22 protein-coding genes, 2 tRNA genes and 1 pseudogene are annotated in these 23,213 nt (G+C 70.1%); 7 read left to right on the top strand and 18 right to left on the bottom strand.

All coding sequences use genetic code 11. The features are described 5' to 3' along the window. Positions 1-164: 164 nt before the first annotated feature. Together IE168_RS04885 and IE168_RS04880 are read left to right on the top strand one after the other, a co-directional pair. Positions 165-962, top strand: coding sequence for a copper resistance protein B (locus IE168_RS04885; RefSeq protein ID WP_308430337.1), 798 nt, complete (start codon positions 165-167; stop codon positions 960-962). 25 nt (positions 963-987) lie between these two features. Next, on the top strand, positions 988-1,557 hold the full coding sequence (locus tag IE168_RS04880) for a DUF411 domain-containing protein (protein ID WP_229823108.1): 570 nt from the start codon (positions 988-990) through the stop codon (positions 1,555-1,557). Between the two features lie 45 nt (positions 1,558-1,602). Here IE168_RS04880 and phbB read toward each other — a convergent pair whose 3' ends face one another. After that, on the bottom strand, positions 1,603-2,355 hold the full coding sequence (phbB, locus tag IE168_RS04875) for an acetoacetyl-CoA reductase (RefSeq protein WP_189495772.1): 753 nt from the start codon (positions 2,353-2,355) through the stop codon (positions 1,603-1,605). A 125-nt stretch (positions 2,356-2,480) separates the two neighbouring features. On the opposite strand from phbB, the gene IE168_RS04870 reads away from it, so the two are divergent. Both IE168_RS04870 and IE168_RS04865 read left to right on the top strand, forming a co-directional pair. Beyond that, positions 2,481-2,556: transfer RNA gene (locus IE168_RS04870), tRNA-Ala, on the top strand. A gap of 42 nt (positions 2,557-2,598) precedes the next feature. Continuing rightward, positions 2,599-2,674 (top strand) — tRNA-Glu (locus IE168_RS04865). A gap of 65 nt (positions 2,675-2,739) precedes the next feature. On the opposite strand, the gene IE168_RS04860 is transcribed toward IE168_RS04865, so the two are convergent. The 3 genes from IE168_RS04860 to ppsR are packed head-to-tail and all read right to left on the bottom strand — an operon-like array spanning position 2,740 to position 4,278. Next, positions 2,740-2,907 carry a hypothetical protein gene (locus IE168_RS04860; RefSeq protein WP_189495770.1) on the bottom strand — a complete coding sequence of 56 codons (168 nt, stop codon included), beginning with the start codon at positions 2,905-2,907 and terminating at the stop codon, positions 2,740-2,742. A gap of 4 nt (positions 2,908-2,911) precedes the next feature. Then, entirely contained in the window at positions 2,912-3,439 is a 528-nt protein-coding gene (locus tag IE168_RS04855) for a DUF1249 domain-containing protein (protein ID WP_189495768.1), read from the bottom strand. 17 nt (positions 3,440-3,456) lie between these two features. Beyond that, the gene (gene ppsR, locus IE168_RS04850; RefSeq protein WP_189495766.1) at positions 3,457-4,278 is read right to left on the bottom strand and encodes a posphoenolpyruvate synthetase regulatory kinase/phosphorylase PpsR; all 822 of its coding nucleotides are present in this window, start codon (positions 4,276-4,278) and stop codon (positions 3,457-3,459) included. A 130-nt stretch (positions 4,279-4,408) separates the two neighbouring features. Here ppsR and ppsA point away from each other — a divergent pair, with 130 nt between their 5' ends. Continuing rightward, positions 4,409-6,784: a phosphoenolpyruvate synthase gene (ppsA, locus tag IE168_RS04845; protein WP_189495764.1), complete on the top strand. Its 2,376-nt coding sequence runs from the start codon at positions 4,409-4,411 to the stop codon at positions 6,782-6,784. 315 nt (positions 6,785-7,099) lie between these two features. Here the strand turns inward: ppsA and orn are convergent, their stop codons facing one another. Both orn and tadA read right to left on the bottom strand, forming a co-directional pair. Next, entirely contained in the window at positions 7,100-7,690 is a 591-nt protein-coding gene (orn, locus tag IE168_RS04840; RefSeq protein WP_189495762.1) for an oligoribonuclease, read from the bottom strand. An 11-nt stretch (positions 7,691-7,701) separates the two neighbouring features. Then, positions 7,702-8,199 (bottom strand): tRNA adenosine(34) deaminase TadA, encoded by a 498-nt coding sequence (gene tadA, locus IE168_RS04835; RefSeq protein WP_229823107.1) that lies wholly within the window; start codon positions 8,197-8,199, stop codon positions 7,702-7,704. Between the two features lie 126 nt (positions 8,200-8,325). Here tadA and pdxK point away from each other — a divergent pair. Next, positions 8,326-9,177: pseudogene (pdxK, locus tag IE168_RS04830) on the top strand (pyridoxine/pyridoxal/pyridoxamine kinase); the annotation flags it as partial. A 152-nt stretch (positions 9,178-9,329) separates the two neighbouring features. On the opposite strand, the gene IE168_RS04825 reads toward pdxK, so the two are convergent. The 4 genes from IE168_RS04825 to IE168_RS04810 are packed head-to-tail and all read right to left on the bottom strand — an operon-like array spanning position 9,330 to position 13,425. After that, complete coding sequence (locus tag IE168_RS04825) at positions 9,330-10,133, bottom strand: ABC transporter permease subunit (RefSeq protein ID WP_189495758.1); 804 nt, start codon at positions 10,131-10,133, stop codon at positions 9,330-9,332. Further along, the gene (locus tag IE168_RS04820) at positions 10,130-11,122 is read right to left on the bottom strand and encodes an ABC transporter permease subunit (protein ID WP_308430336.1); all 993 of its coding nucleotides are present in this window, start codon (positions 11,120-11,122) and stop codon (positions 10,130-10,132) included. Before IE168_RS04820 ends, IE168_RS04825 begins: the two co-directional genes overlap by 4 nt. Beyond that, the gene (locus IE168_RS04815; RefSeq protein WP_189495756.1) at positions 11,119-12,276 is read right to left on the bottom strand and encodes an ABC transporter ATP-binding protein; all 1,158 of its coding nucleotides are present in this window, start codon (positions 12,274-12,276) and stop codon (positions 11,119-11,121) included. Before IE168_RS04815 ends, IE168_RS04820 begins: the two co-directional genes overlap by 4 nt. A gap of 3 nt (positions 12,277-12,279) precedes the next feature. After that, a complete protein-coding gene (locus IE168_RS04810) occupies positions 12,280-13,425 on the bottom strand; it encodes a polyamine ABC transporter substrate-binding protein (protein WP_229823106.1) in 1,146 nt (381 codons plus the stop codon). A gap of 127 nt (positions 13,426-13,552) precedes the next feature. On the opposite strand from IE168_RS04810, the gene IE168_RS04805 reads away from it, so the two are divergent. Further along, positions 13,553-14,293, top strand: coding sequence for a TorF family putative porin (locus IE168_RS04805; protein WP_189495752.1), 741 nt, complete (start codon positions 13,553-13,555; stop codon positions 14,291-14,293). A 192-nt stretch (positions 14,294-14,485) separates the two neighbouring features. Here the strand turns inward: IE168_RS04805 and guaA are convergent, their stop codons facing one another. The 8 genes from guaA to der all read right to left on the bottom strand — a co-directional run bounded on the left by guaA (position 14,486) and on the right by der (position 23,143). Beyond that, positions 14,486-16,069, bottom strand: a complete 1,584-nt coding sequence (guaA, locus tag IE168_RS04800) for a glutamine-hydrolyzing GMP synthase (RefSeq protein ID WP_189495750.1) — start codon at positions 16,067-16,069, stop codon at positions 14,486-14,488. After that, a complete protein-coding gene (locus tag IE168_RS04795) occupies positions 16,066-16,296 on the bottom strand; it encodes a hypothetical protein (RefSeq protein WP_189495748.1) in 231 nt (76 codons plus the stop codon). Before IE168_RS04795 ends, guaA begins: the two co-directional genes overlap by 4 nt. Position 16,297: 1 nt before the next feature. Further along, positions 16,298-17,755: an IMP dehydrogenase gene (guaB, locus tag IE168_RS04790; protein ID WP_189495746.1), complete on the bottom strand. Its 1,458-nt coding sequence runs from the start codon at positions 17,753-17,755 to the stop codon at positions 16,298-16,300. 85 nt (positions 17,756-17,840) lie between these two features. Continuing rightward, a complete protein-coding gene (gene folD / locus IE168_RS04785) occupies positions 17,841-18,731 on the bottom strand; it encodes a bifunctional methylenetetrahydrofolate dehydrogenase/methenyltetrahydrofolate cyclohydrolase FolD (protein WP_189495744.1) in 891 nt (296 codons plus the stop codon). Positions 18,732-18,812: 81 nt separating this feature from the next. After that, positions 18,813-19,832 carry a DUF2272 domain-containing protein gene (locus IE168_RS04780; protein ID WP_189495742.1) on the bottom strand — a complete coding sequence of 340 codons (1,020 nt, stop codon included), beginning with the start codon at positions 19,830-19,832 and terminating at the stop codon, positions 18,813-18,815. A gap of 73 nt (positions 19,833-19,905) precedes the next feature. Further along, positions 19,906-21,048: a molybdopterin-synthase adenylyltransferase MoeB gene (gene moeB, locus IE168_RS04775; protein ID WP_189495740.1), complete on the bottom strand. Its 1,143-nt coding sequence runs from the start codon at positions 21,046-21,048 to the stop codon at positions 19,906-19,908. A gap of 110 nt (positions 21,049-21,158) precedes the next feature. Beyond that, positions 21,159-21,731 (bottom strand): molybdenum cofactor guanylyltransferase, encoded by a 573-nt coding sequence (gene mobA / locus IE168_RS04770; RefSeq protein WP_189495738.1) that lies wholly within the window; start codon positions 21,729-21,731, stop codon positions 21,159-21,161. Continuing rightward, on the bottom strand, positions 21,728-23,143 hold the full coding sequence (gene der / locus IE168_RS04765) for a ribosome biogenesis GTPase Der (protein WP_189495736.1): 1,416 nt from the start codon (positions 23,141-23,143) through the stop codon (positions 21,728-21,730). Before der ends, mobA begins: the two co-directional genes overlap by 4 nt. Between the last annotated feature and the right edge of the window lie 70 nt (positions 23,144-23,213).

Genomic DNA, 23,213 nt, shown 5'->3' with positions numbered 1-23,213 from the left:
CCTGCGCAACGCGCGTCGCTGCTGCCGTGACAATGGCTGCGGCGCTTGGATTCGCGGGTCAGACCGTGGCGCAGGACCATCACGGGCGTGCCCCAAACGCCGCGCACGACCACGCTGGCCATGCCGGACACGGCGAGCATCCGCGCAGCCCGGACCATGCCGCGATGGACCATTCGAAGATGGACCATTCGAAGATGGCCCATGCGGCGAGCGGACATCCCGCCAGCCACGCCAACACGCACGGCGATGCTCCCCTGCTCCCGGTCCCGACCCTCACCGATGCCGATCGCGCCGCCGCCTTCCCGGCACTCACCCGCCACATGGAGCACGCGCCCACGGTCAACCGCTACCTGCTGTTCAATCGCCTGGAGGCCTGGGACGAGGACCAGGGCAGCGGCCAGGCCTGGGAGGCGCAGGGCTGGATCGGCACCGACACCGACCGGCTGTGGCTGCGCTCGGAAGGCGAACGCGGCGCCGGCGACACCTACGCGGCCGACCTGGAGCTGCTCTACGGGCGCAGCGTGTCGCCCTGGTGGGACGTGGTCGCCGGCCTGCGCCACGACTTCGCGCCCGGTGACTCGCAGACCTGGGCCGCCGTCGGCGTGCAGGGGCTGGCGCCGTACCTGTTCGAGGTCGCGGTGACCGGCTATCTCGGCGAGTCGGGCCATTCCGCACTCGCCGTCGAAGCCGAATACGAGCTGCTGCTGACCAACCGCCTGATCCTGCAGCCGGTGCTCGAAGCGACCCTGCATGGCAAGGAAGACCTTGCGCGCGGCGTCGGCACCGGGCTGTCATCGGCCGAGGCGGGGCTGCGCCTGCGCTACGAAGTGAACCGCCACTTCGCCCCGTATCTCGGCGTCACCCACGAACGGGCCTTCGGTGACACGGCCCGCCTGCGCCGCGCCGGGGACGCGCCGACGCGCGAGACCCGGCTGGTTGCCGGCCTCAGGATCTGGTTCTGAATCAACCAATTGGAGTGATTAAATAATGTCCAACTTCAAGCATGGCAAACCGATGATGACGCTGCTGCTGGGCGCGGCCACCGCGCTGGCCGCCTGCAGCGCCGGCAGCACCCCTCCCCCGCCGGCCGCGGCGCCGGCGCAACCCGCCGCGGCTTCCGCGGCGCCCCTGGCCAGTGCCCCCGCCCACAGTCCCGCCCCGGCGACCGAGGCCGCCGACGCGCTGATGGTCGTGCACAAGCATCCGAGTTGCGGCTGCTGCGTACTCTGGGTGGACCACATGCGCGAGGCGGGTTTCTCCGTCGAGGTGCACGACCACGAGGACATGGGCCCGATCAAGCAGGCGGCCGGCGTGCCCTACGCCAAGGGCTCCTGCCACACCGCGGAGATCGACGGCTATTTCATCGAAGGCCACGTGCCGGCCGAGGACGTGAAGCGCCTGCTCGCGGAGCGGCCGGACGCGCGCGGCCTCACCGTGCCGGGCATGCCCGCGGGTTCGCCCGGGATGGAGATGCCCGACGGCACCGTCCACCCCTACGCGGTCGAACTCGTCCACCGCGACGGCAGCACCACCGAGTACGCCCGCCACGGCGAGTGAACCTGCAGCGGGTGCGGTGCGCGACGCCCCGCACCCGCGTCGTGTTCAACCCATGTGCTGGCCGCCGTTGACCGCGATGTCGGCGCCGGTCACGTAGGCCGCACCTTCGCTGCAGAGGAACGCGACCACCGCGGCGATCTCCTCCGGCCTGCCCAGGCGCCCCATCGGCACCTGGCCCACGATCGACTCCACGATCTCCGGCTTCATCGCCATCACCAGCGAAGTGCCGACGTAGCCGGGCGAGACGCTGTTGACGGTCACGCCCTTGCGCGCCAGCTCCTGCGCCAGCGCCTTGGTGAAGCCCTGCACGCCGGCTTTGGCCGCCGAGTAGTTGGACTGCCCGAACTGGCCCTTGGTGCCGTTCACCGACGAGATGTTGACGATGCGGCCCCAACCGCGGTCGGCCATGCCGTCGGCGAAGGGCTTGGTGACGTTGAACATCGAGTCCAGGTCGGTGCGCAGCACCGCGTCCCACTTGGCCTTGTCCATCTTGCGGAACGTCGCGTCGCGGGTGATGCCGGCGTCATTGACCAGGATGTCGATGCCGATCCCATCGGCCTGCAGCCGCGCGGCCATCGCCTGGCAGCTGTCGTAATCGGCCACGTCCACGGGTTCGACGCGGAAGTCGCGTCCCAGCGCGGCCTGCGCGTCGCGCCAGGTGGCCGGGTCTTCGACGCCATCGAAGCAGGTCGCGACGACACGATGGCCGGCGTCGTGCAGCGCGATCGCGATGGCTTCGCCGATGCCGCTGGTGCCGCCGGTGACGAGCGCGGTACGCGGGGTCGGGGTATGGGACATTCGATGCTCCAGTTGGACGGTCAAGCCGCCGAGTATCGCGCGCCGCGCGCGGCATCGAAATTTCTTTGTCGCAATGTGTTGACGGCCCCGGAAAGCGTGCCTACAATTTGCGGCTCCCAACACGTGGGGCCATAGCTCAGCTGGGAGAGCGCCTGCATGGCATGCAGGAGGTCGGCGGTTCGATCCCGCCTGGCTCCACCACTCTTCGAACCAGGCCGTTCGAAAGTGACCGGACAGATCCAAGTCCCCATCGTCTAGAGGCCTAGGACACCACCCTTTCACGGTGGACACCGGGGTTCGAATCCCCGTGGGGACGCCATACAGGAAGAAGCCCGCCGTCAGGCGGGCTTCTTCTTTTGTGCGTCCGCTGGCCGGACCGCGTGCTCAGCCGCTGCTGCCGTCTCGCGCCGCGATTTCGCTCCAGTCGACCTCGACGCCCTTGCGGTGCCCCTTCTCCACCAGCTTCAGGCCGGCCGGGTCGATGGTGAGGGTGTAGGCCTTGTCGCCGATCTGCACTTCGCGCTTCAGGGGCTTGTCGAGCTTCGTCGTCATGGGTTCACCTTTGGCTGTCGAGGGACCTGTCGGCCGACGATAGCACCGGCGCCGGCCCGGGACATGAAGGCTCACGCCGCAGCGTGGCCACGCCATGGCCGCGCTCGGCCAGGTACTGCAGCCATTTGCCGAGGAAGGTGTTCATCCGCATGCGGTGGCCGATGAGCGCCGCCGGCGGCGGGAACAGGCCGATCGCGTCCTGCCAGCGACGGCCCACGTAGCAGTGCGTGGCCTCGACCTGGCGCGCGTCGCGATAGAAGCGCAGGTAGGCCGAAGGGTCGGGCTCGCCGGTCACCGGGTCCGGCAGCGCCACGTAGGCCAGCCGCAGTTCGCTGGTGTAGGCATGGCGCTCGATGACGTCCAGGCGCAGGTCGAGCCCGTCGCCGACGCTGGAGACATAGACCCCGGGCGCAAGATCGCCGGGCTCGAACAGGCGCACCAGGCGCGCGTGGTTCTCCGCGTACAGCGCCATCAGCCAGCCGAGGCGGCTGAGGCCGGGGAGTTTCGCGCGCCGGGCTAGGAGCTGGGACATGCCCCGATGCTACACGCTCAGAACATGCCCCGACGGATGCCCAGCGTGCTCATCACCTTGCTGGAGATCTCCTCGATCGAGGTGTGCGTGGTGCTCAGCACCGGGATGCGCTCGGCGCGGAACAGGGTCTCGGCCGCGGCCACCTCGCGCTTGCAGGTCTCGAGCTCGGCATAGGGCGAGTTCGGGCGCCGCTCCTGGCGGATCTGCTGCAGGCGCACCGGGTCGATGGTGAGTCCGAACAGCTTGGCGCGATGCGCGCGCAGGCGCGGCGGCAGGCGGTCGTGCTCGAGGTCCTCCTCGGTCAGCGGGTAGTTGGCCGCGGCGATGCCGTGGTGCAGCGCCAAGTACACGCAGGTCGGCGTCTTGCCCGCGCGCGACACCGCCACCAGGATCACGTCGGCGTCGTCGTAGTTGATCGACATGCCGTCGTCGTGGGTCAGGGCGTAGTTCATGGCGTTGATGCGCTTGTGGTAGGCGTCGAAGTCGACCATGCCGTGGGCCTGGCCCACGCGCGGCTGGCGCATTTCGCCCAGCTCGGATTCGAGCTGGCTCATGAAGGGCTCGAAAACGTCCAGCACCAGCGCCCCGCTGGCCCGGATCGCGGTGGTCAGCTCGCTGTTGACGCAGGAATTCACCACCACCGGGCGCAGGCCGCTGGCCTCCCCGGCCTCGCGGATGCGGCCGGCGATCTCGTGGGCGCGCTCGACGCTGTCCACGAAGGGGATCCGCTCGGTGGCGAAGGCGCTGTCGCGGAACTGGGTGAGGAGGCTGTGGCCGACCGTTTCGGCGGTGATTCCGGTGCCGTCGGAGACGTAGAAGACCGGGCGCGGGCTCGTCATGGGTGGTTTTTCCTGCGTGGCCGCGGGCCCCGCGGCGGGATGGCTTGCTAAAATAGCCGTTCCCGCCGCCCGGCGCCGCAGGCCCGGACGTGTATCCACCGAACCACCGCAGAACCCTCCGGAGCCCGCCTTGAGCGCCAACATCCTGTGGCTTGACGACCTTCGCCTCACCGACCTCGCCCAGGTCGGCGGCAAGAATTCCTCGCTTGGCGAGATGATCGGCAACCTGGCCCGGCTCGGTGTTTCCGTGCCCGGCGGCTTCGCCACCACCGCCGATGCGTTCAAGGATTTCGTCGCCCACAACGACCTGCACCAGCGCATCTTCGACCGCCTGGCCACGCTCGACGTCGAGGACGTGCCCGCGCTCAACAAGGCCGGCGCCGAGATTCGCGGCTGGGTGATCGACGCCCCGCTGCAGCCGGCGCTGGAAGCCGACATTCGCACCGCCTACGCCAAGCTCTGCACCGACAACGGCGGTGGCGACGTGGCCGTGGCCGTGCGCTCCTCGGCCACCGCCGAGGACCTGCCCGACGCCTCGTTCGCGGGCCAGCAGGAGACCTTCCTGAACGTCACCGGCGCCGACGACGTGGTGGTGAAGGTGAAGGAAGTCTTCGCCAGCCTCTACAACGACCGCGCCATCGCCTACCGCGTGCACCACGGCTTCAAGCACGAGGACGTGTTCCTGTCGGCCGGCGTGCAGCTGATGGTGCGTTCGGACTGCGGCGCCTCGGGCGTGCTGTTCACCCTCGACACCGAGTCCGGCTTCCGCGACGTGGTGTTCATCACCTCCAGCTACGGCCTGGGCGAGAACGTCGTGCAGGGCGCCGTGAACCCGGACGAGTTCTACGTCTACAAGCCGACCCTGCGCCAGGACCGCCCGGCGATCCTGCGCCGCTCGCTCGGCGCCAAGCAGATCCGCATGGTCTATTCCGACGCGCCCGGCGAGCGCGTGCGCAACGAGGACACGCCGGCCGAGCTGCGCGGCAAGTTCTCGATCAGCGACGCCGACGTGCACGAGCTCGCCCGCCAGGCGCTGACCATCGAGCAGCACTACCAGCGCCCGATGGACATCGAGTGGGCGAAGGACGGCATCACTGGCAAGCTCTTCATCGTCCAGGCCCGCCCGGAAACGGTGAAGTCGCGCGCCAAGGCCACCCAGATCGAGCGCTTCATGCTCGGCAGCCGCGGCGACGTGGTCTGCGAGGGCCGCGCCATCGGCCAGAAGATCGGCAGCGGCGTGGCCCGCGTGGTGCGCTCGCTCGACGACATGAACCGCGTGCAGCCGGGCGACGTGCTGGTCGCCGACATGACCGACCCCGACTGGGAGCCGGTGATGAAGCGCGCCGCGGCCATCGTCACCAACCGCGGCGGCCGCACCTGCCACGCCGCGATCATCGCCCGCGAACTGGGCGTGCCGGCCGTGGTCGGCACCGGAAACGCGCTGGACGCGATCGAGGACGGCAAGGAGGTCACGGTCAGCTGCGCCGAGGGCGACACCGGCTTCATCTACAGCGGCACCCTGCCCTTCGAGCGGATCACCACGGATCTCACCTCGATGCCCGAAGCGCCGCTGAAGATCATGATGAACGTCGCCAACCCCGAGCGCGCGTTCGACTTCGGCCAGCTGCCCAACGCCGGCATTGGCCTGGCGCGCCTGGAGATGATCATCGCCGCCCACATCGGCGTGCATCCCAACGCGCTGCTCGAGTACGACAAGCAGGACGCCGAGACGAAGAAGAAGATCGACGAGCGCACCGCCGGCTACGCCGACCCGGTGAGCTTCTACGTCGACCGACTGGCCGAAGGCATCGCCACCCTGACCGCGTCCGTCGCACCGAACCCGGTGATCGTGCGCATGTCGGACTTCAAGTCCAACGAATACGCCAACCTCATCGGCGGCCACCGCTACGAGCCGGAGGAAGAGAACCCGATGATCGGCTTCCGTGGCGCCAGCCGCTACGTCGACCCGGCGTTCGCCCAGGCGTTCGCGCTCGAATGCCGCGCGGTGCTGAAGGTCCGCGAGACCATGGGCCTGGACAACCTCTGGGTGATGATCCCGTTCGTGCGCACGCTCGACGAGGGCCGCCGCGTGCTCGAGGTGCTGGCCGCCAACGGCCTGCGCCGCGGCGTCAACGGCCTCAAGGTCATCATGATGTGCGAGGTCCCTTCCAACGCGCTGCTGGCCGACGAGTTCCTGGAGATGTTCGACGGCTTCTCGATCGGCTCCAACGACCTGACCCAGCTGACCCTGGGCCTCGACCGCGACTCCGCCGTGGTCGCGCATCTCTTCGACGAGCGCGACGCTGCAGTGAAGAAGCTGCTGTCGATGGCGATCCAGACCGCGAAGGCCAAGGGCAAGTACATCGGCATCTGCGGCCAGGGCCCGAGCGACCACCCCGACCTCGCCGAGTGGCTGATGCAGCAGGGCATCGAGTCCGTGTCGCTCAACCCGGACACCGTCGTCGACACCTGGCTCAAGCTCGCCAAGTCGAAGGCCAACGCCTGAGCCGTGCAGGAGCAGCTACAGCTGCGACCCACCGCAACTTGAAGGCCGGGCTTCGTGCCCGGCTTTCTCTTTTTTTGCCACGGATTTGCGCGGATTACGCGGGTCTGGCCGAGGCCAGTGCCGGCACCGCGCGCTGCACAAGCATTTTTCCTGGATGGCTTTTGCCAAGCAGTCCGTACAGGCCCTGAACTTCAATCCTTCCTCAGCCAGATCCGCGTAATCCGCGCAAATCCGTGGCTGAAAAAGCTTCTTGGCCCGCCTTTGCTTTATCCGCGTAAATCCGCGCTATCCGCGTCATCCGTGGCAAAAAATCACTCACCAATGCGGAGCGAACGCCCCCATCCCCGCACGGTAGTGGCGAAGTTCGGCGATGGAGTCGTGGACGTCGCTCAGCGCGGTGTGCGCCGCCTGCTTGCGGAGGCCGGCGTAGAGTTCCGGCGCCCAACGGCGGGCGAGTTCCTTCAGGGTGCTGACGTCGAGGTTGCGGTAGTGGAACCAGCGCTCCAGCGCCGGCATGCGACGGTGCAGGAACCGACGGTCCTGGCAGATGGAGTTGCCGCACATCGGCGATTTGCCGGCGGGCACCCACTGTTCCAGGAATTCCAGGGTACGGGCTTCGGCCTCGGCCATCGGCACGCCCTCCTCCAGCACCCGGCGCCAGAGGCCGGAGCGGCCGTGCTGGTTGCGGTTCCATTCGTCCATGGCCTCCAGCAGCGCCAGCGGCTGGGCGATGGCCAGTTCAGGGCCTTCGGCCAACACGTTGAGCTCGGCGTCGGTGACCACGGTGGCGATCTCGAGGATGGTGTCGTTGTCGGTGTCGAGACCGGTCATCTCCAGGTCGATCCACACCAGCCGTTCTTCGTTGCCCACCCTCGCTCCTTCCTGTCCGCCAGTTGAAACGGGCATGGTACCGCGGCTCAGGCCGGCGGCAGGCCGCGCTTGGCGCGGAAATAGTTGCGCAGGCGCTGTCCCGCTTCTCCGCCCAGCACGCCGCCCGTCACGTCCACCCGGTGGTTGTGGCGCGGATCGGTCAGCAGGTCGAAGACGCTGCCGGCGGCGCCGGTCTTGGGATCGCTCGCACCGTAGACCACGCGCGCCACGCGCGCGTGCACCATCGCCATCGCACACATCGCGCAGGGTTCGAGCGTGACGTACAGCGTGCAGCCGATCAGGCGGTGGTTGCCCAGCGCCCTGCCCGCTTCGCGCATGGCCACGATCTCGGCGTGGGCGCTGGGGTCGTGTTCGCCGATGTTGCGGTTCCAGCCTTCGCCCACCACCTGGCCGGTCGCGTCCACCACCACCGTGCCCACCGGAATCTCGTCGAAGTCGCGCTCAGCGCGATCGGCCAGGGCGAGCGCGTGGCGCATCCAGGCCTCGTCGGTGCCGGGCGCGGTGGTGTCGGCGTGCTTCTGCATGCCGCGCATTCTAGTCGGGATGGCGCACGGGCCGGCCACCGGACACCGCGGTCCGTCATCCGTCATCCGCCAGCGCGCCTGATCCGCATCAAGCGCCAGGCGGCAGCCACGGCCTAGAATCACCGGATGCACAGCAACCATGCGAACACCGGCGGACCCGGCCACGGAAGCGGCGCACTGCAGCCGATGCAGGTGGACGTGGTGTCCATCCAGTCGCAGGTCGTCTACGGCCAGGTCGGCAACACCATCGCCGTGCCTACGCTCCAATCGCTGGGGCTGCGCGTGGCGGCGGTGCCGACCGTGGTGCTGAGCAACACGCCGCACCACCCCACCGTGCACGGCGGCGCCATTCCGGTCGAGTGGTTCCGCGGCTACCTGGATGACCTGGTCGCGCGCGACTGCCTGCGCCGGCTGCGCGCAGTGGTGGTCGGCTATCTGGGCGGCCCGCGGCAGGCGGAGATCCTGGCCTCATGGCTGGAAGATCTGCTGCGGGCGGATCCGGGCATCCGGGTGCTGATCGACCCGGTGATCGGCGACGAGGACGTCGGTGTCTACGTCGACCCGGGCATGGTCGACGCCTACCGGCGGCACCTGTTGCCGCTGGCCGACGGGCTGGTGCCCAACGCCTTCGAGGTCGGCCTGCTCACCGGCCTTCCGGTGGACGATCTCGACCAGGTCATCGCGGCCGCACGCGCCCTGATGGGCGGCCGTACGCAGTGGGTGGTGGCGACCAGCGCCGCGCCCGCGGGCTGGCCCGAAGGCGGCATGCAGGTCGCCGTGGTCACGCCCGACGCGGTGCAGACCATCGACCACCGCCGCCTGGCGACGACACCCAAAGGCACCGGCGACCTGTTCAGCGCCACCCTGGCCGCGCACCGGCTGGCCGGCCTGGACGTGGTGGATGCGGCGCGGCGCGCCTGCGATCGGGTGCTGCAGGTGCTCGAGGCATCGCTGGCCGCTGGCAGCGCGGAGATGCTGGTCTTCCCCGACCCGCAGGACAGTCCTCCGCCCCCATCGCCCCCGACCAGTCCGGCCCCCTGTAGGAGCAGCTATAGCTGCGAATGCTGCCGCCGCACGCCAATGCCGCCGCTGCAGGCCATCGCAGCTATAGCTGCTCCCACAGGCGGCAGTCAGGTGTTCGTGCGGCTGCGCCGGTGCATCAGCACACCGGCGATGCTCACCCCCAGCGCCACCAGCACCACGATGATCGTGGCCAGGGCGTTGATCTCCGGCGTCACGCCCAGCTTCACCTTCGAGTACACCACCATCGGCAGCGTGCTCGAGCCCGGCCCGGAGGCGAAGCTCGCGATCACCAGGTCGTCCAGCGACAGCGTGAACGCCAGCAGCCAGCCGGCCAGCAGCGCCGGGGCGATCAGCGGGAGGGTGATCACGAAGAACACCCGCCAGGGCCGCGCGCCCAGGTCCATGGCGGCCTCTTCCAGGCTGTCGTCCATGCCGGCCATGCGCGAGCGCACGACGACGGTGACGTAGCAGGCGGTGAGCGTGATGTGCGCAAGCGTGATGGTCACCATGCCGCGGTCCGGCCAGCCGAAGGCCTGCTGCAGGGTCACGAACAGCAGCAGCGAGCTCAGGCCCATCATCACGTCGGGCATGACCATCGGCGCGGAGTTCATCAGGCTCAGCAGCCCCCGCCCGGGAAACTTTCCGAAGCGAGACAGCGCCAGCCCGCAGGCGGTCCCCAGGAATACCGCCGCGGTGGCGGTGAGCGCCGCGATCAGGAAGCTGCGCTGCACGGCGTCCAGCAGCTGCTGGTTCTCCAGCAGCGCCGTGTACCAGCGCGTCGAGAACCCGCCCCAGACCGTGGCCACGCGCGAGGCGTTGAATGAATACACGACCACCGACAGGATCGGGATGTAGAGGAAGGCATAGCCCAGCACCATCGCCGTGTACAGCAGCGTCGGGTTGCGCTTCATGCCTCGGCCTCGCGCTCGTTGCGGCGGTTCTCGAAGTACTCGAACACGAGCGTGGGCAGCACGATCAGCACCAGCATCGCGATCGTCACCGCGGCCGCCAGCGGCCAGTCGCGGTTGGTGAAGAACTCGATCCACAGCACGCGGCCGATGGTCAGCGCATCGGGTCCGCCGAGGATGTCGGGAATGACGAACTCGCCCACCGCGGGGATGAACACCAGCAGCGCGCCGGCGATGATCCCGGGCATCGACAGCGGCAGGGTCACGCGCGCGAACGCCTGCCAGGGCTTGGCCCCCAGGTCTTCCGCGGCCTCGAGCAGCGTGAAGTCGAGCCGCATCAGCGTGGCCGTCAGCGGCAGAATCATGAACGGCAGGTAGTTGTAGACGATGCCGATGTAGACCGCGGTGTCGCTGTGCAGCAGCGCGAAGTCGGGCCCGGCCAGGCCGACCGCCGACAGCGCCTGTGCCAGCAGGCCGTTGGCCTTGAGGATGCCGATCAGCGCGTAGGTGCGCAGCAGCGAGCTGGTCCAGAACGGCAGGATCACCAGCACCAGCAGCACCAGCCGCTTGACCGGCGACGCGCGCGCGATGCCGTAGGCGATGGGATAGCCGAGCAGCAGGCAGAACAGCGTCGACACCGACGCGAACAGCAGCGATTTCAGGTAGGCCGCCACGTACAGCGGGTCCGACAGCAGCATGGCGTAGTTGGAGGTGTGCAGGCGCAGCGAGGCCGCGCCATCGGCCGCGTGCTCGACCAGCGCCGTATACGGCGGCGCCTGCCCGAACACCGCCTGCGCGAAGCTGATCTTGAGCACGATCAGGAACGGCACCAGGAAGAACAGCCCCAGCCAGAGCATCGGCAGCGCGGTCACCAGGAAGCGGCCGCGACGCGTGCGGAACTCCTGCCCGACGCTGCGGAACCAGCCGAACAGGTTCCGCACCACGTCGAACCAGAAGTCCCACAGGCCGGCGTTGCGCCCCGCGGTGTTCATGCCGTCAGCACCACCGCGCTGGCCGCTTCCCAGCTCAGCCACAGGGTGTCGTCCCAGTCGTAGTGCGGCTCGGAGCTGCGCGCGACGTGGGTTTCCTGCACGCGCACGATGGCGCCGGCTTCGGTCTCGACCTGGTAGATCGACACGTCGCCCAGGTAGGCGATGTCGCGCACCTTGCCCACCACCACGTTCTCGGTGGCCACGGTGCCGCGCTGCGGCGGCGCTTCGTGCACGTCGATCTTCTCCGGGCGCACGGCCACGCTGACCGCGGTGCCCTCGGGCAGCGGGTCGGTGTGGCGCGCGAGCAGTTCGGCGTCCAGCGGGTCGCACTGGATGCGGACCTGGCCACTGCCCTCGTCGCTGCCCAGCACGCGGCCTTCGAAAATATTGATGCCGCCGATGAACTCCGCCACGAAGCGAGTGGCGGGATACTCGTACAGCACCGCCGGCGTCGACACTTGCACGATGCGGCCGGTATCCATGACCGCGATGCGGGACGACATTGTCATCGCCTCCTCCTGGTCATGGGTGACCATGATGAAGGTGGTGCCGACGCGCTCCTGGATGTTCACCAGTTCGAACTGGGTGTGCTCGCGCAGGCGCTTGTCGAGCGCGCCCAGCGGCTCGTCGAGCAGCAGCAGCTTGGGCTGCTTGGCCAGCGCACGGGCCAGGGCCACGCGCTGGCGCTGGCCACCCGAGAGCTGGTGCGGCTTGCGGTTGCCGAGCTGCGGCATGCGTACCAGCTCCAGCATCGACTGGACGCGGTCGCGGATCTCGCTGGCCGGGAGCCGGTCCTGGCGCAGGCCGAAGGCGATGTTCTGCGCGACCGTCATGTGCGGGAACAGCGCATAGCTCTGGAACATCATGTTCACCGGCCGCTGGTAGGGCGGCAGGTGGGTGACGTCGAGGCCGTCGATCAGGATCCGGCCCTGGTCGGGCGCTTCCAGCCCGGCCAGGATGCGCAGCAGCGTGCTCTTGCCCGATCCGGAGCCGCCCAGCAGCGCGAAGAACTCGCCGCGGTAGATGTCGAGCGTGACGTCGTCGCAGGCGTAGACCTTGCCGAAGGTCTTCGTGACCCCCTCGATGCGGACGAAGGGCTGGGCCGCGGGGTCGCGCCAGGGCTCGGAAGCGACGCTCCGCGCGGGAACGGCCATCGCCTAGCGGCCGCTCTTGATGCCGGTCCAGGCGCGCACGCGCTGGCGCTGCACGTCTTCCGGCAGCGACACCGGGTCGACCAGCCTGGCACGAACGGCTTCGGGCGGATACACGCCCTGGTCCCCGGCGATCTCCGGATCGACCAGCGGCGTCGCCGCGAGGTTGGCGTTGGCATAGGCCACGTGGTCGGTGACCGCGGCGATGACCTCGGGCTGCATCAGGTAATCGACGAAGGCGTGCGCGTTGCCCGGGTGGCGGGCGTCCTTCGGGATCGCGATGACGTCCATCCAGCGGATCGCGCCCTCCTTCGGGATCACGTAGCGGATGTCGGGCGCGGCCTTGCCGGTGGCGTCCGCGGCCTCGGCGGCGACGTCGCGGGCCTGGCCGATGTCGCCGGAGTAGCCCATCACCAGGCAGGCGTCGCCGTTGGCCAGCGCGTCCTTGTACTCGGCGTTGTTGAAGGTGCGGATGTGCGGGCGGATGGCGGCATAGGCCTGCTGCACGGCTTCGATCTCGTCGGCGGCGCCGGCGTTGGGATCGCGGCCGAGCCAGATCAGGGCGGCGCCGAAGGCCTCCTGATCATCGTCGAGCACGTGGATGCCGCAGGAGGCGAGCTTCGCGGCGTTCGCCGGATCGAACAGCAGGCTCCAGGAATCCAGCGGCGCGTCGGCACCGAGCGCGGCGGTGACCTTGTCGACGTTGATGCCCAGGCCGGTGGTGCCCCACATGTAGGGCACGACGTGGGCGTTGCCGGGATCGATGTCGGTCAGGCCCTGCAGGATCGCGGGGTCCAGGTGCTGCAGGTTCGGCAGCTTCGACTTGTCGAGCTCCGCGTACAGGCCGGCGCGGATCTGGCGCTGGGCGAAGGGCCGGGCGGACGGGAACACCACGTCGTAGCCGGAGCCGCCGGCAGTGAGCTTGGTCTCGAGCGTCTCGTTCTCGGCGTAGACGTCGTAGTTGACCTTGATGCCGGTGGCGGCCTCGAAGCCGGCGATGGTGTCGTCGGCGACGTAGTCGGACCAGTTGTAGACGTTGAGCACCTTCTCCTCGGCGCCGGCCGGCGTGCCGGAGGCGTCGGAGCCGGTCTGGCTGCCCCCGCAGGCGGCAAGGACCAGGGCGCAGGCAAGCGGGGCGAGGCGCAGGGACACGGCAGTTCTCCAAGGGCTGGGTACGGTGGCAGCGGGCATGTTCGGAGCGCACCCCGAGGGTGTCAACGCGAATTTACCGTCTGGCCGGCGAAGTATATATTGGCGGGTTTCCCCTATGAGACCCGCAATGAAGACGTCCTCCCTGTGCGCCGCGCTTGCGGCCATGCTTGCCGCCACCGCCCTGCCCGCCCTGGCGCAGGACGACGCCGGCGGTCCGGCCTGGACCTTCGGCGGCGAGGTCACGGCGGCCAGCGATTACGTGTGGCGCGGCGTTTCGCAGACGATGGAGGACCCGGCGCTGCAGCTGGAGGCCTTCGTCGAGCATGACAGCGGCTTCTACGTCGGCGGCTTCGCCTCCAACGTCGACTTCGGCGATCCCGATGACGGCATCGACTACGAGCTCAACGGCTTCATCGGCTGGGCGGGCGCCCTGAACGACAGCACGGAGCTGGACGTGTTCGTGTCGCGCGTGGCCTACCCCGGCCACAACGGCGCCGACTACGACATCGACTACACCGAGATCGAAGCCAGCCTGACCTTCGTGGAGCAGTACCACGTCGGCGTCGCGTACTCGCCGGACATCTTCAACCTCGGCGGCAAGGGCTGGTACTACTACGCCGGCGCGGCCTTCCCGCTGGCCGATACCGGCCTGACGCTTGGCCTGCAGGCTGGCCACTACGACCTCGACGACGCTGCCGGCGACAGCTACAGCGACTGGCTGGTGAGCCTGGACCGCGACTTCGGCCCGATCAACGCGAAGCTGCAGTACACCGACACCTCGAGCTACGGCGACCTGCTGTCCGAGTCCGTGGGCGACGCCAGCGTGGCCGACGGCCGCGTGGCGCTGCTGCTGACCTGGGCGTTTTGACCCCAGCACCGCCCCGCCCCCTCGCACGTCCCCTGTAGGAGCAGCTACAGCTGCGACCCGCCATTACAGTCGCAGCCGTGTCCACGCAGGTTGCGATCCTGTGGCAGAGGGGTCGCAGCTGTAGCTGCTCCTACAGGGGCGACGGCGGCGACGGCGGCAGCAGGGGCGACGGGGCGCAGCGTGCGCCCGGCGTCACTCCCACTCGATCGTCGCCGGCGGCTTGCCGCTGATGTCGTACACCACGCGCGACACGCCGCGCACCTCGTTGATGATCCGGTTCGAGACCCGGCCGAGGAAGTCGTACGGCAGATGCGCCCAGTGCGCGGTCATGAAGTCGATGGTCTCGACCGCGCGCAGGGCGATCACCCATTCGTAGGCGCGCGCGTCGCCGACCACGCCCACCGACTTGACCGGAAGGAACACGGCGAAGGCCTGGCTGGTCTGGTCGTACAGGCCCGCCTTGCGCAGCTCTTCGATGAAGATCGCGTCCGCGCGCGCCAGGATGTCGGCGTACTCGGCCTTGACCTCACCGAGGATGCGCACGCCCAGGCCCGGGCCGGGGAATGGATGGCGGTAGACCATCTCGTGCGGTAGGCCCAAGGCCACGCCGATGCGGCGCACCTCGTCCTTGAACAGCTCGCGCAGCGGCTCCACCAGCCCCATCTTCATGTGCTCGGGCAGGCCGCCGACGTTGTGGTGGCTCTTGATGACGTGCGCCTTGCCTGTCTTGCTGCCGGCGGATTCGATCACGTCGGGGTAGATCGTGCCCTGCGCCAGCCACTTCGCGTTGGCGCGCTTGCCGGCCTCCTCGTCGAAGATCTCGACGAACAGGTTGCCGATGATCTTGCGCTTGGCCTCCGGGTCGGTGACCCCGGCCAGCGCCTTGAAATAGCGCTCGCGCGCATCGACCCGGATCACCCGGATGCCCAGGCCGTGCGCGTCGGAGGCGTCGGCGAAGGTCGCCATGACCTGGTCGCCCTCCTGCCAGCGCAGCAGCCCCGTGTCGACGAAGACGCAGGTCAGCTGGTCGCCGATCGCCCGGTGCAGGAGCGCCGCGACCACGGAAGAGTCGACGCCGCCGGACAGGCCCAGGATCACCTCGTCGGACCCCACCTGTTCGCGTACGCGCGATATCTGGTCCTCGATGATCTGCTCGGCCGTCCACAGCGTCTCGCAGCCACAGATGTCGACCACGAAGCGCCGCAGCAGAGCCTGGCCGGACTTCGTATGCGTGACCTCGGGGTGGAACTGCACGCCGTACCAGCGCTTGTCCTCGTTGGCGAAGGCCGCCACCGGCACGCGCTCGGTCTTCGCGGTCACGGTGAAGCCGGGCGGCGCCTTCGAGACGTGGTCGCCATGGCTCATCCACACGTCCAGGCGCGGCGGCAGGCCGAGGTGGTCGCGCAGGTCGCCGAACAGGCGGTCGGCGGCCACCAGGGTGACTTCGGCGTGGCCGTACTCGCGCGCGTCGGCGGCCTCGGTCTCGCCACCGAGCTGCTTGGCCATGGTCTGCATGCCGTAGCAGATGCCCAGCAACGGCAGGCCGCTGTCGAACACCTCCTGCGGCGCGACCGGCGCGCCTTCGGCCGTCGTCGATTCCGGCCCGCCGGAGAGGATGATGCCGCGCGCGCCATAGGCGGCGATCTCCGCCGGGTCGTGGTCCCAGGCCCAGATCTCGCAGTAGACGCCGAGCTCGCGCACGCGGCGCGCGATCAGCTGCGTGTACTGCGCGCCGAAGTCGAGGATCAGGATCTTGTCGCGGTGCAGGTCGGTCATGGCGTGAATTCAGGGGGCGACTGCTCGGGCAGCGCGAGTCGGAAGGTGCACTGCTCGAGCTCCGCGTTCCACTCGCCACCGTTGCCGGTGCAGGAATCGCGCAGCTGCCAGCCGCGGTAGAAGGTGTAGCCGTAAAGCGCGACCGCCACCAGCACCGCCACGGCGATGCCGCGCAGCAGGATGCGGCGTGCCGGCGACGGCGTCCGGGGGGAGCGGCGGCGCGTCATCTCATCCGGCCCGGTAGTTCGGCGGTTCCTTGGTGATCTGCACGTCGTGCACGTGGCTCTCGCGCTGCCCGGCGCCGGTGATCTTCACGAACTGCGGCTTGCTGCGCATCTCGTCGATGCTGGCGCAGCCGACGTAGCCCATGGTCGCGCGCAGGCCGCCAAGGAGCTGGTGGATCACGCCGGCCAGCGGGCCGCGGTACGGCACCCGGCCCTCGATGCCCTCGGGCACCAGCTTGTCTGCGCTGGCGGCCTCCTGGAAGTAGCGGTCGCTGGAGCCCTTCTCCATGGCGCCGAGCGAGCCCATACCGCGGTAGCTCTTGTAGCTGCGGCCCTGGTAGAGCTCGGTCTCGCCGGGGGTCTCCTCGGTGCCGGCGAACAGGCCGCCGATCATCACCGTCGACGCGCCGGCGGCCAGCGCCTTGCCGATGTCGCCGGAATAGCGGATGCCGCCGTCGGCGATCAGCGGGATGCGGTCCTGCAGCGCCGAGGCAACCATGTCGATCGCGGTGATCTGCGGCACGCCCACGCCCGCCACCACGCGCGTGGTGCAGATCGAGCCCGGGCCCACGCCGACCTTGACCGCGTCGGCGCCGGCGTCCATCAGCGCGAGCGCGGCGTCGCCGGTGACGATGTTGCCGCCGACCACCTGCAGCTGCGGGAAGTGCTTCTTGGCCCAGGCCACGCGGTCGATCACGCCCTGCGAATGCCCGTGCGCGGTGTCGACTATGATGACGTCCACGCCGGCGGCGGCCAGGCGCTCGATGCGCTCCTCGGTGTCACCGCCCACGCCGACCGCGGCGCCAACCAGCAGGCTTTCCGACGCGTCCTTGGCCGCGTTCGGGTTGTCGTGCGCCTTCTGGATGTCCTTGACGGTGATCAGGCCGCGCAGCTGGAAGTCGTCGTTGACCACCAGCACCTTCTCGATGCGGTGGCGGTGCAGCAGCTCCATGACCTCTTCGTCGCTGGCGCCTTCCTTCACCGTGACCAGCTTGTCCTTGCGGGTCATGATGTTCTTCACCGGGTCATCGAGCTTCTTCTCGAAGCGCATGTCGCGCCCGGTGACGATGCCGACCAGCCGGTCGCCATCGACCACTGGAACGCCGGAGATGTTGCGCGCGCGGGTGAGCTTGAGCACCTCGCCGATCGAGGTCTGCGGGGAGACCGTGAACGGCTCGCGGATCACGCCGGCCTCGAAGTTCTTCACCTGCAGCACGTGTGCCGCCTGGCGTTCGGCGCTCATGTTCTTGTGCACGATGCCGATGCCGCCGAGCTGGGCCATGGCGATGGCCAGGCGGGCCTCGGTGACGGTGTCCATGGCGGCGGACACGATCGGCATGTTCAGCCGGAGGTCGCGGGTGAGGCGGGTGGCGAGCGAGACGTCCTTGGGCAGGACGGTGGAATGCGCCGGGACGAGCGAAATGTCGTCGTAGGTCAGCGCGTCAGCCTGGATACGCAGCATGGCGGTGCCAGTGGTGGTGAAGCACGCGATTGTACCGCGCCGCGGCACCTCGCGGCGTGCCGCGGGGCGGGACGCCGCGTCCCGCTCAGCCCGCGTCGTCGCCCGTTTCCAGGGCCTCGGCGGCCTCGAGCGTGTTCTCCATCAGCGTGGCCACGGTCATCGGCCCCACCCCGCCCGGCACCGGAGTGATCCAGCTGGCGCGGCGGGCGGCCTCGGCGAACTGGACGTCACCCACGAGGCGGCCGTCGTCGAGCCGGTTGATGCCGACGTCGATCACCACCGCGCCGGGCTTGATCCACTCGCCCGGGATCATTCCCGGCTTGCCCACGGCCACCACCAGGATGTCGGCCTCGCCGACATGGCGGCGAAGGACCTCGGGCGGCGTGAACCTGTGGCAGGCGGTGACCGTGCAGCCTGCGATCATCAGCTCCAGCACCATCGGGCGGCCGACGTGGTTGCTGACGCCCACGATCGTGGCGCTCTGCCCGCGCACCGGCCGATCGGTCCAGGCCAGCAGGGTGGTGATGCCGCGCGGCGTGCACGGCCGCAGGCCGAACTGGCGCAGCGCCAGGTGGCCGACGTTCTCGGGGTGGAAGCCGTCGACGTCCTTGCGCGGGTCGATGCGGTGGATCAGGCGGGTGGCGTCGGGAATGCCGGGCAGCGGCAGCTGCACCAGGATGCCGTGCACCTTGGGGTCGGCGTTGAGCCGGTCGATCAGGGCCAGCAGCTCCGCCTCGGTGGTGCCTTCCGGCAGGTCGAAGTCGAAGGCGCGGATGCCGACGATGCCGGCGGCGCGGCGCTTGTTGCGCACGTAGGAGCGCGAGGCCGGGTTGTCGCCGACCAGCACCACGGCCAGCCCGGGCGGCTCGTGGCCGGCGGCGACGCGCGCCTCGACCCGGACCCGCAGCGATTCCAGCAGCTGGTCGGCAATGCCCTTGCCGTCGAGGATGCGGGCCGTGGGTGAGGTCTCGGACATGCCTGCCTGATCGTGCGCGGGGAAGCGGCCATTGTCGCCGATCAAGGCCGCCGCGCGCGAACCCGTGCGGCCACGGCGCGGTCAACGCACCGGCGCAGGGGTCCCCGCCGGGCAGCGCGGGACACCGGCGCCGACGACGCAGTGCACGCAGCACTGCGGGGCCGCGGGCGAACTCGCCGGTTCCTGCAGCGGAGGCGGCGGGGCCAGCCGGGCGAGCTCGGCCTGCGGCCGCAGCTGCAGCAGCGCCCCCCAGTCCTGGCGGTTCGCATTGCAGGCCTCGGGCGCGTCCGGAGTGCAGGCCGGGTCGCCATCCGTGCGCATCGGCAGGTCCTGGAAGTGGCCGCCCGCCGTCAGCGGCAGCAGCCGCATGGTCACGCCGTCGAGGACGTTGCCGCCCACCAGGCGCGCGAGGCGCTCGCCGGCGGACACGACCACGTCGCAATGCATGCCGAGCCCGCCCCCTTCGCCGCCCAGCAGGGTCGCCAGGCCGCCGAAGCCGTAGCTGCGATCGGCGACGCGCACGTAGCACAGCAGGTCGCCCGGCGCCGGCTTCGCCGCGCGGGGATCGGCGATCCGGTAGGCGCTGCCTTCGGGGTCGCGATAGGCCGCGCGCACGTAGTCGACGTGGCTGGCAGAGGCGCCGAAGCCCGGCAGCGCCGCGCGCCGCATCACCCAGGACACGAAGGCCGCCGACCAGGGCGTGTCGATGATGAAGCTGCGGCAGGCCGCTGCTGAGTGCTGCGCCGGTGGCTGCGCGCATTCGACGGCGCCGGGACGCTGCAGGACCTGGCGCAGCAGGCCGCTGCCCCGCCAGTAGTCGCCCACGCGCTGCCAGGCCGGCTGCCCGTTGGCCAGCAGCGCCGCCTCGGCCTCGCGCACCACCGAACCCGCCAGCCGGCCCTGCGGGTCGATGAAGGGACGATGCCAGGCCTGGTGCTCCTCGCAGGCGACGGCCGCGATGCGCGTGGCCGCGTCGGGCGCCGACTGCTGCGCCCGCAGCAGCGGGCACGGGTCGGCCGCGGCGGCCGGAAGCGCCGGCAGGACGCAGGTCATGAGCGCCAGGAGCGCCAGGCGCATCCAGCCGCGCGGTGTCGTCGTCATGCCGTCGTCCTCTCCGATGGAGCGGAAAGACTAGCCGAGTCCGTCGGCGGTCCCGCTCACGCGCGGGACACGCTCAACCCGCGCAGAACGCGGCGTAGTCGATGTAGCCGGGGAATTCCCGCCCCGGCGCGCACACCGGACAGGCCGGATCGGGCGTGAGCCGCGTTTCGCGGAAGTGCATGCCCAGGGCATCGAAGTGCAGCAGGCGCCCGCGCAGCGGCTCGCCCACGTGCAGCAGCAGCTTCAGCGCCTCGGTGGCCTGCAGCATGCCGACCACGCCCGGCAGTACGCCCAGCACGCCGGCCTCGCTGCAGTTGGGCGCGGCCTCGGCCGGCGGGGGCTCGGGGAAGAGGCAGCGGTAGCACGGCGCCTCGCCGCGGTGGCGGCCGGCGTCGAACACACTGACCTGGCCCTCGAAGCGGTGCACCGCGCCGTAGACCAGCGGCACCGCGTGGCGGATGCAGGCATCGTTGAGCAGGTAGCGCACGGGGAAGTTGTCGGCGCCGTCGACCACCACGTCCACGCCCTCCATCAGCCGGTCGATGTTGGCCGACGTCACCCGCTCGGCCACCGCGTCGATCGTCAGCCGCGGGTTGAGCGCCGACAGCCGGACCTCGGCCGAATCGACCTTGCGCAGGCCGATATCGGCGTCGGTGTGCAGGATCTGGCGCTGGAGGTTGCTGCGCTCGACCACGTCGTCGTCGGCTATGCGCAGCTCGCCCACGCCGGCGGCGGCCAGGTAGAAGGCGGCCGGCGAGCCGAGGCCGCCGGCGCCCAGCATGAGCACGCGCGAGGACTGCAGCCGCTTCTGGCCGCGCATGCCGATCTCGGGCAGCAGCAGGTGGCGCGAATAGCGCTGGTGGAAATCCTCGTCGCGCGCCGGCGCCGCGGGATCGGGGCGGGCCATCGGCAGGCCCTCGGCGATCCAGCGCAGCGTGCCGCCGCGGACCGAGGCCACGTTGCGGTATCCTTGGCGCCGCAGCGCTTCGGCCGCCAGCATCGAGCGCCCGCCGGTCTGGCAGATCAGCACCAGTTCGCGGTCGCGGTCGTAGAAGTGGAAGCCGGGGTCGGCCTCCAGCTCGCCGCGCGCGATGCCGAGCGCACCTTCGGCCATGCCGCCCTCGCGCTCATGGTCTTCGCGCACGTCGACGAGGGTGGCGCCCATGGTTTCGAGCCGCCGCCGTGCGTCGCGCGGTGTGATTTCAGTTGCACGCATGCCGCGATTATCCGCCACCGCCCCACTCCCGCCGACTGCGGCCAACCCGAGATCCGCCTACCCTACGCCAAGCCATCCGCCCGCGCCGCTCCCGCCGCGGCACGCAGCGTTCATCCCGGCGTGCAGCCGGCGGCGGCGAGGTCATCGGGCGTGTTGAGGTTGCCGAAGCGCAGGCCGGCGAAGCGCACGCCGACCATTCCGAGCCGCGCCTGCAGCGTGCGCACCGCCAAGTCGCCGGACTCCAGCGCGGCCGGCAGCGCCGCGCGCAGCGCCTCGACGCGCCACAGCGCCACCAGCGGCTGGCGGCCATCGTCGTCCTCGGCCCAGGCGCCCTCCCCGCCCGCGGCGCGCAGGTTGCGCAGCAGGCAGTCGTTGACCGACACCAGATCCACCGGGAGCGTGAGCAGCCACGGCGTCGCGCAGGCGGCGGCCAGGGCATCCAGCCCACCCAAGGGCCCGAGGTCCGGATGTCGGTCGGCCACCGGAACCAGATCGTGGGCGGCATAGCGGCCGTGGTCCCGGTTGGCGGAGACCAGCACCGCGTCGACCTCGCCGCGCACGCGTCCGGCCAGGCGGACCACCTGCGGCACTCCGCCGCGCTGCAGCCAGGCCTTGTCGAGGCCACCCAGGCGCGTGGCGCGCCCGCCTGCCAGCAGCCCGAGCGTGGTCGCCGCCTGGTTCACTTCCCGCGCTTGGCGTGACGGATCAGGCGCTTCTTCTTCGCCACCTGGCGCTCGGACAGCACGTTCTTCTTGTCCTTGTAGGGGTTCTCGCCCTCCTTGAACACGAAGCGCACCGGCGTGCCGACCAGCTTGAAGCGCTTGCGGAAGAAGTTCTCGAGGTAGCGCTTGTAGCTGTCCGACAGCGTACGCAGGCGGGTGCCGTGCACGATGATGGTCGGCGGGCTCTCGCCTCCCGGATGCGCGAAACGCAGCTTGGCGGCATGGCCGCGCACCACCGGCGGCGGGCTGGCCTCGGCCGCGATCTCGACCGCGCGCGTGACCTCGGCGGTGCTGAAACTGCGCGTGGCCGAAGCATGCGCGCGGTGGATCGCGCGGAACAGCTCGCGCAGGCCGGAGCCGTGCAGCGCACTGATGCGCACGGCCTCGGCCCAGGGCACGAAGGCCAGCTTGCGCGACAGCAGCGCCTCGACCTGTTCGCGCTGGTAGGTGTCCAGGCCGTCCCACTTGTTGACGGCGATCACCAGCGCGCGCCCCGCGTCGAGCACGGCGCCGAGCACGCTGGCGTCCTGGTCGGTCACGCCCTCGCGGGCGTCGATCAGCACCACGGCGACCTGGCAGTGCTCGATCGACTCCAGCGTCTTGATGATCGAGAAGGTCTCCACCGCCTCGTCGACCCGCGACTTGCGGCGGATGCCGGCGGTGTCGACCAGCCGGTACAGGCGGCCGTCGCGCTCGAGGTCGGCGGAGATGGAATCGCGGGTGGTGCCGGCGACGTCGGAGGCGATCATCCGCTCCTCGCCGAGGATGCGGTTGACCAGGGTCGACTTGCCCACGTTCGGACGGCCGACGAAGGCGATGCGGATGCGGTCCGGGTCGTTGTCGGGGACTTCGGTGGCGCCCTGCTCCGGCAGGCGTTCGTGGATCGCCTCGACCAGGTCGTCGAGGCCCTGGCGGTGCGCGGACGAGACCGGCACGACGTCGCGGAAGCCGTAGCGCGCGAATTCCGCCAGCGCGGCGCGTGCGTCCACGCCATCGGTCTTGTTGACCACCAGGAACACCGGCTTGTCGGACTTGCGCAGCCACGCGAGGATCTCGTCGTCGACCGACGACGGACCTTCGCGGCCATCGACCACGAACAGCACCAGGTCGGCCTCGTCGGCGCCGGCGCGGGCCTGGCGCGCGGTCGCGCCGGCCAGGTCGCCGGTGACGAGGTGCACGCCGCCATCGGCGATGCCGCCGGTGTCGACCAGCGCGAAGGGCCGCGCCTCGTCGAGCCGGCACACGCCGTAGTGGCGGTCGCGGGTGACCCCCGGCTGGTCGTGCACGAGCGCGTCACGCGTGCGCGTCAGGGCGTTGAAGAGCGTCGACTTGCCGACGTTGGGACGGCCCACCAGGGCGACCAGGGGAAGCATGGGATGTCGTGCCTTGGTTCGTGGATGCGGGAAACGCGCGGCCCCGGGCAGAGACTACCCGGGGCCGCGA

The organism is Luteimonas padinae (assembly GCF_014652935.1).
Classification (GTDB): Bacteria; Pseudomonadota; Gammaproteobacteria; order Xanthomonadales; family Xanthomonadaceae; genus Luteimonas; species Luteimonas padinae.
This window is presented reverse-complemented; position numbering and strand designations above follow the sequence as displayed.

Bases quoted from the DNA above. Each gene is read 5' to 3' on its own strand.
- IE168_RS04855 (WP_189495768.1), bottom strand. From the start codon at position 3,439: ATGTCCCAGCTCCTAGCCCGGCGCGCGAAACTCCCCGGCCTCAGCCGC.
- moeB (WP_189495740.1), bottom strand. From the start codon at position 21,048: ATGCGTGCAACTGAAATCACACCGCGCGACGCACGGCGGCGGCTCGAA.
- IE168_RS04820 (WP_308430336.1), bottom strand. From the start codon at position 11,122: ATGAACACCGCGGGGCGCAACGCCGGCCTGTGGGACTTCTGGTTCGAC.
- guaB (WP_189495746.1), bottom strand. From the start codon at position 17,755: ATGCTGCGTATCCAGGCTGACGCGCTGACCTACGACGACATTTCGCTC.
- IE168_RS04795 (WP_189495748.1), bottom strand. From the start codon at position 16,296: ATGACGCGCCGCCGCTCCCCCCGGACGCCGTCGCCGGCACGCCGCATC.
- guaA (WP_189495750.1), bottom strand. From the start codon at position 16,069: ATGACCGACCTGCACCGCGACAAGATCCTGATCCTCGACTTCGGCGCG.
- orn (WP_189495762.1), bottom strand. From the start codon at position 7,690: ATGCCCGTTTCAACTGGCGGACAGGAAGGAGCGAGGGTGGGCAACGAA.
- ppsR (WP_189495766.1), bottom strand. From the start codon at position 4,278: ATGACGAGCCCGCGCCCGGTCTTCTACGTCTCCGACGGCACCGGAATC.
- tadA (WP_229823107.1), bottom strand. From the start codon at position 8,199: ATGCAGAAGCACGCCGACACCACCGCGCCCGGCACCGACGAGGCCTGG.
- IE168_RS04860 (WP_189495770.1), bottom strand. From the start codon at position 2,907: ATGACGACGAAGCTCGACAAGCCCCTGAAGCGCGAAGTGCAGATCGGC.
- IE168_RS04815 (WP_189495756.1), bottom strand. From the start codon at position 12,276: ATGGCCGTTCCCGCGCGGAGCGTCGCTTCCGAGCCCTGGCGCGACCCC.
- IE168_RS04825 (WP_189495758.1), bottom strand. From the start codon at position 10,133: ATGAAGCGCAACCCGACGCTGCTGTACACGGCGATGGTGCTGGGCTAT.
- phbB (WP_189495772.1), bottom strand. From the start codon at position 2,355: ATGTCCCATACCCCGACCCCGCGTACCGCGCTCGTCACCGGCGGCACC.
- IE168_RS04885 (WP_308430337.1), top strand. From the start codon at position 165: ATGGACCATTCGAAGATGGACCATTCGAAGATGGCCCATGCGGCGAGC.
- IE168_RS04780 (WP_189495742.1), bottom strand. From the start codon at position 19,832: ATGACGACGACACCGCGCGGCTGGATGCGCCTGGCGCTCCTGGCGCTC.
- IE168_RS04805 (WP_189495752.1), top strand. From the start codon at position 13,553: ATGAAGACGTCCTCCCTGTGCGCCGCGCTTGCGGCCATGCTTGCCGCC.
- folD (WP_189495744.1), bottom strand. From the start codon at position 18,731: ATGTCCGAGACCTCACCCACGGCCCGCATCCTCGACGGCAAGGGCATT.
- IE168_RS04880 (WP_229823108.1), top strand. From the start codon at position 988: ATGTCCAACTTCAAGCATGGCAAACCGATGATGACGCTGCTGCTGGGC.
- der (WP_189495736.1), bottom strand. From the start codon at position 23,143: ATGCTTCCCCTGGTCGCCCTGGTGGGCCGTCCCAACGTCGGCAAGTCG.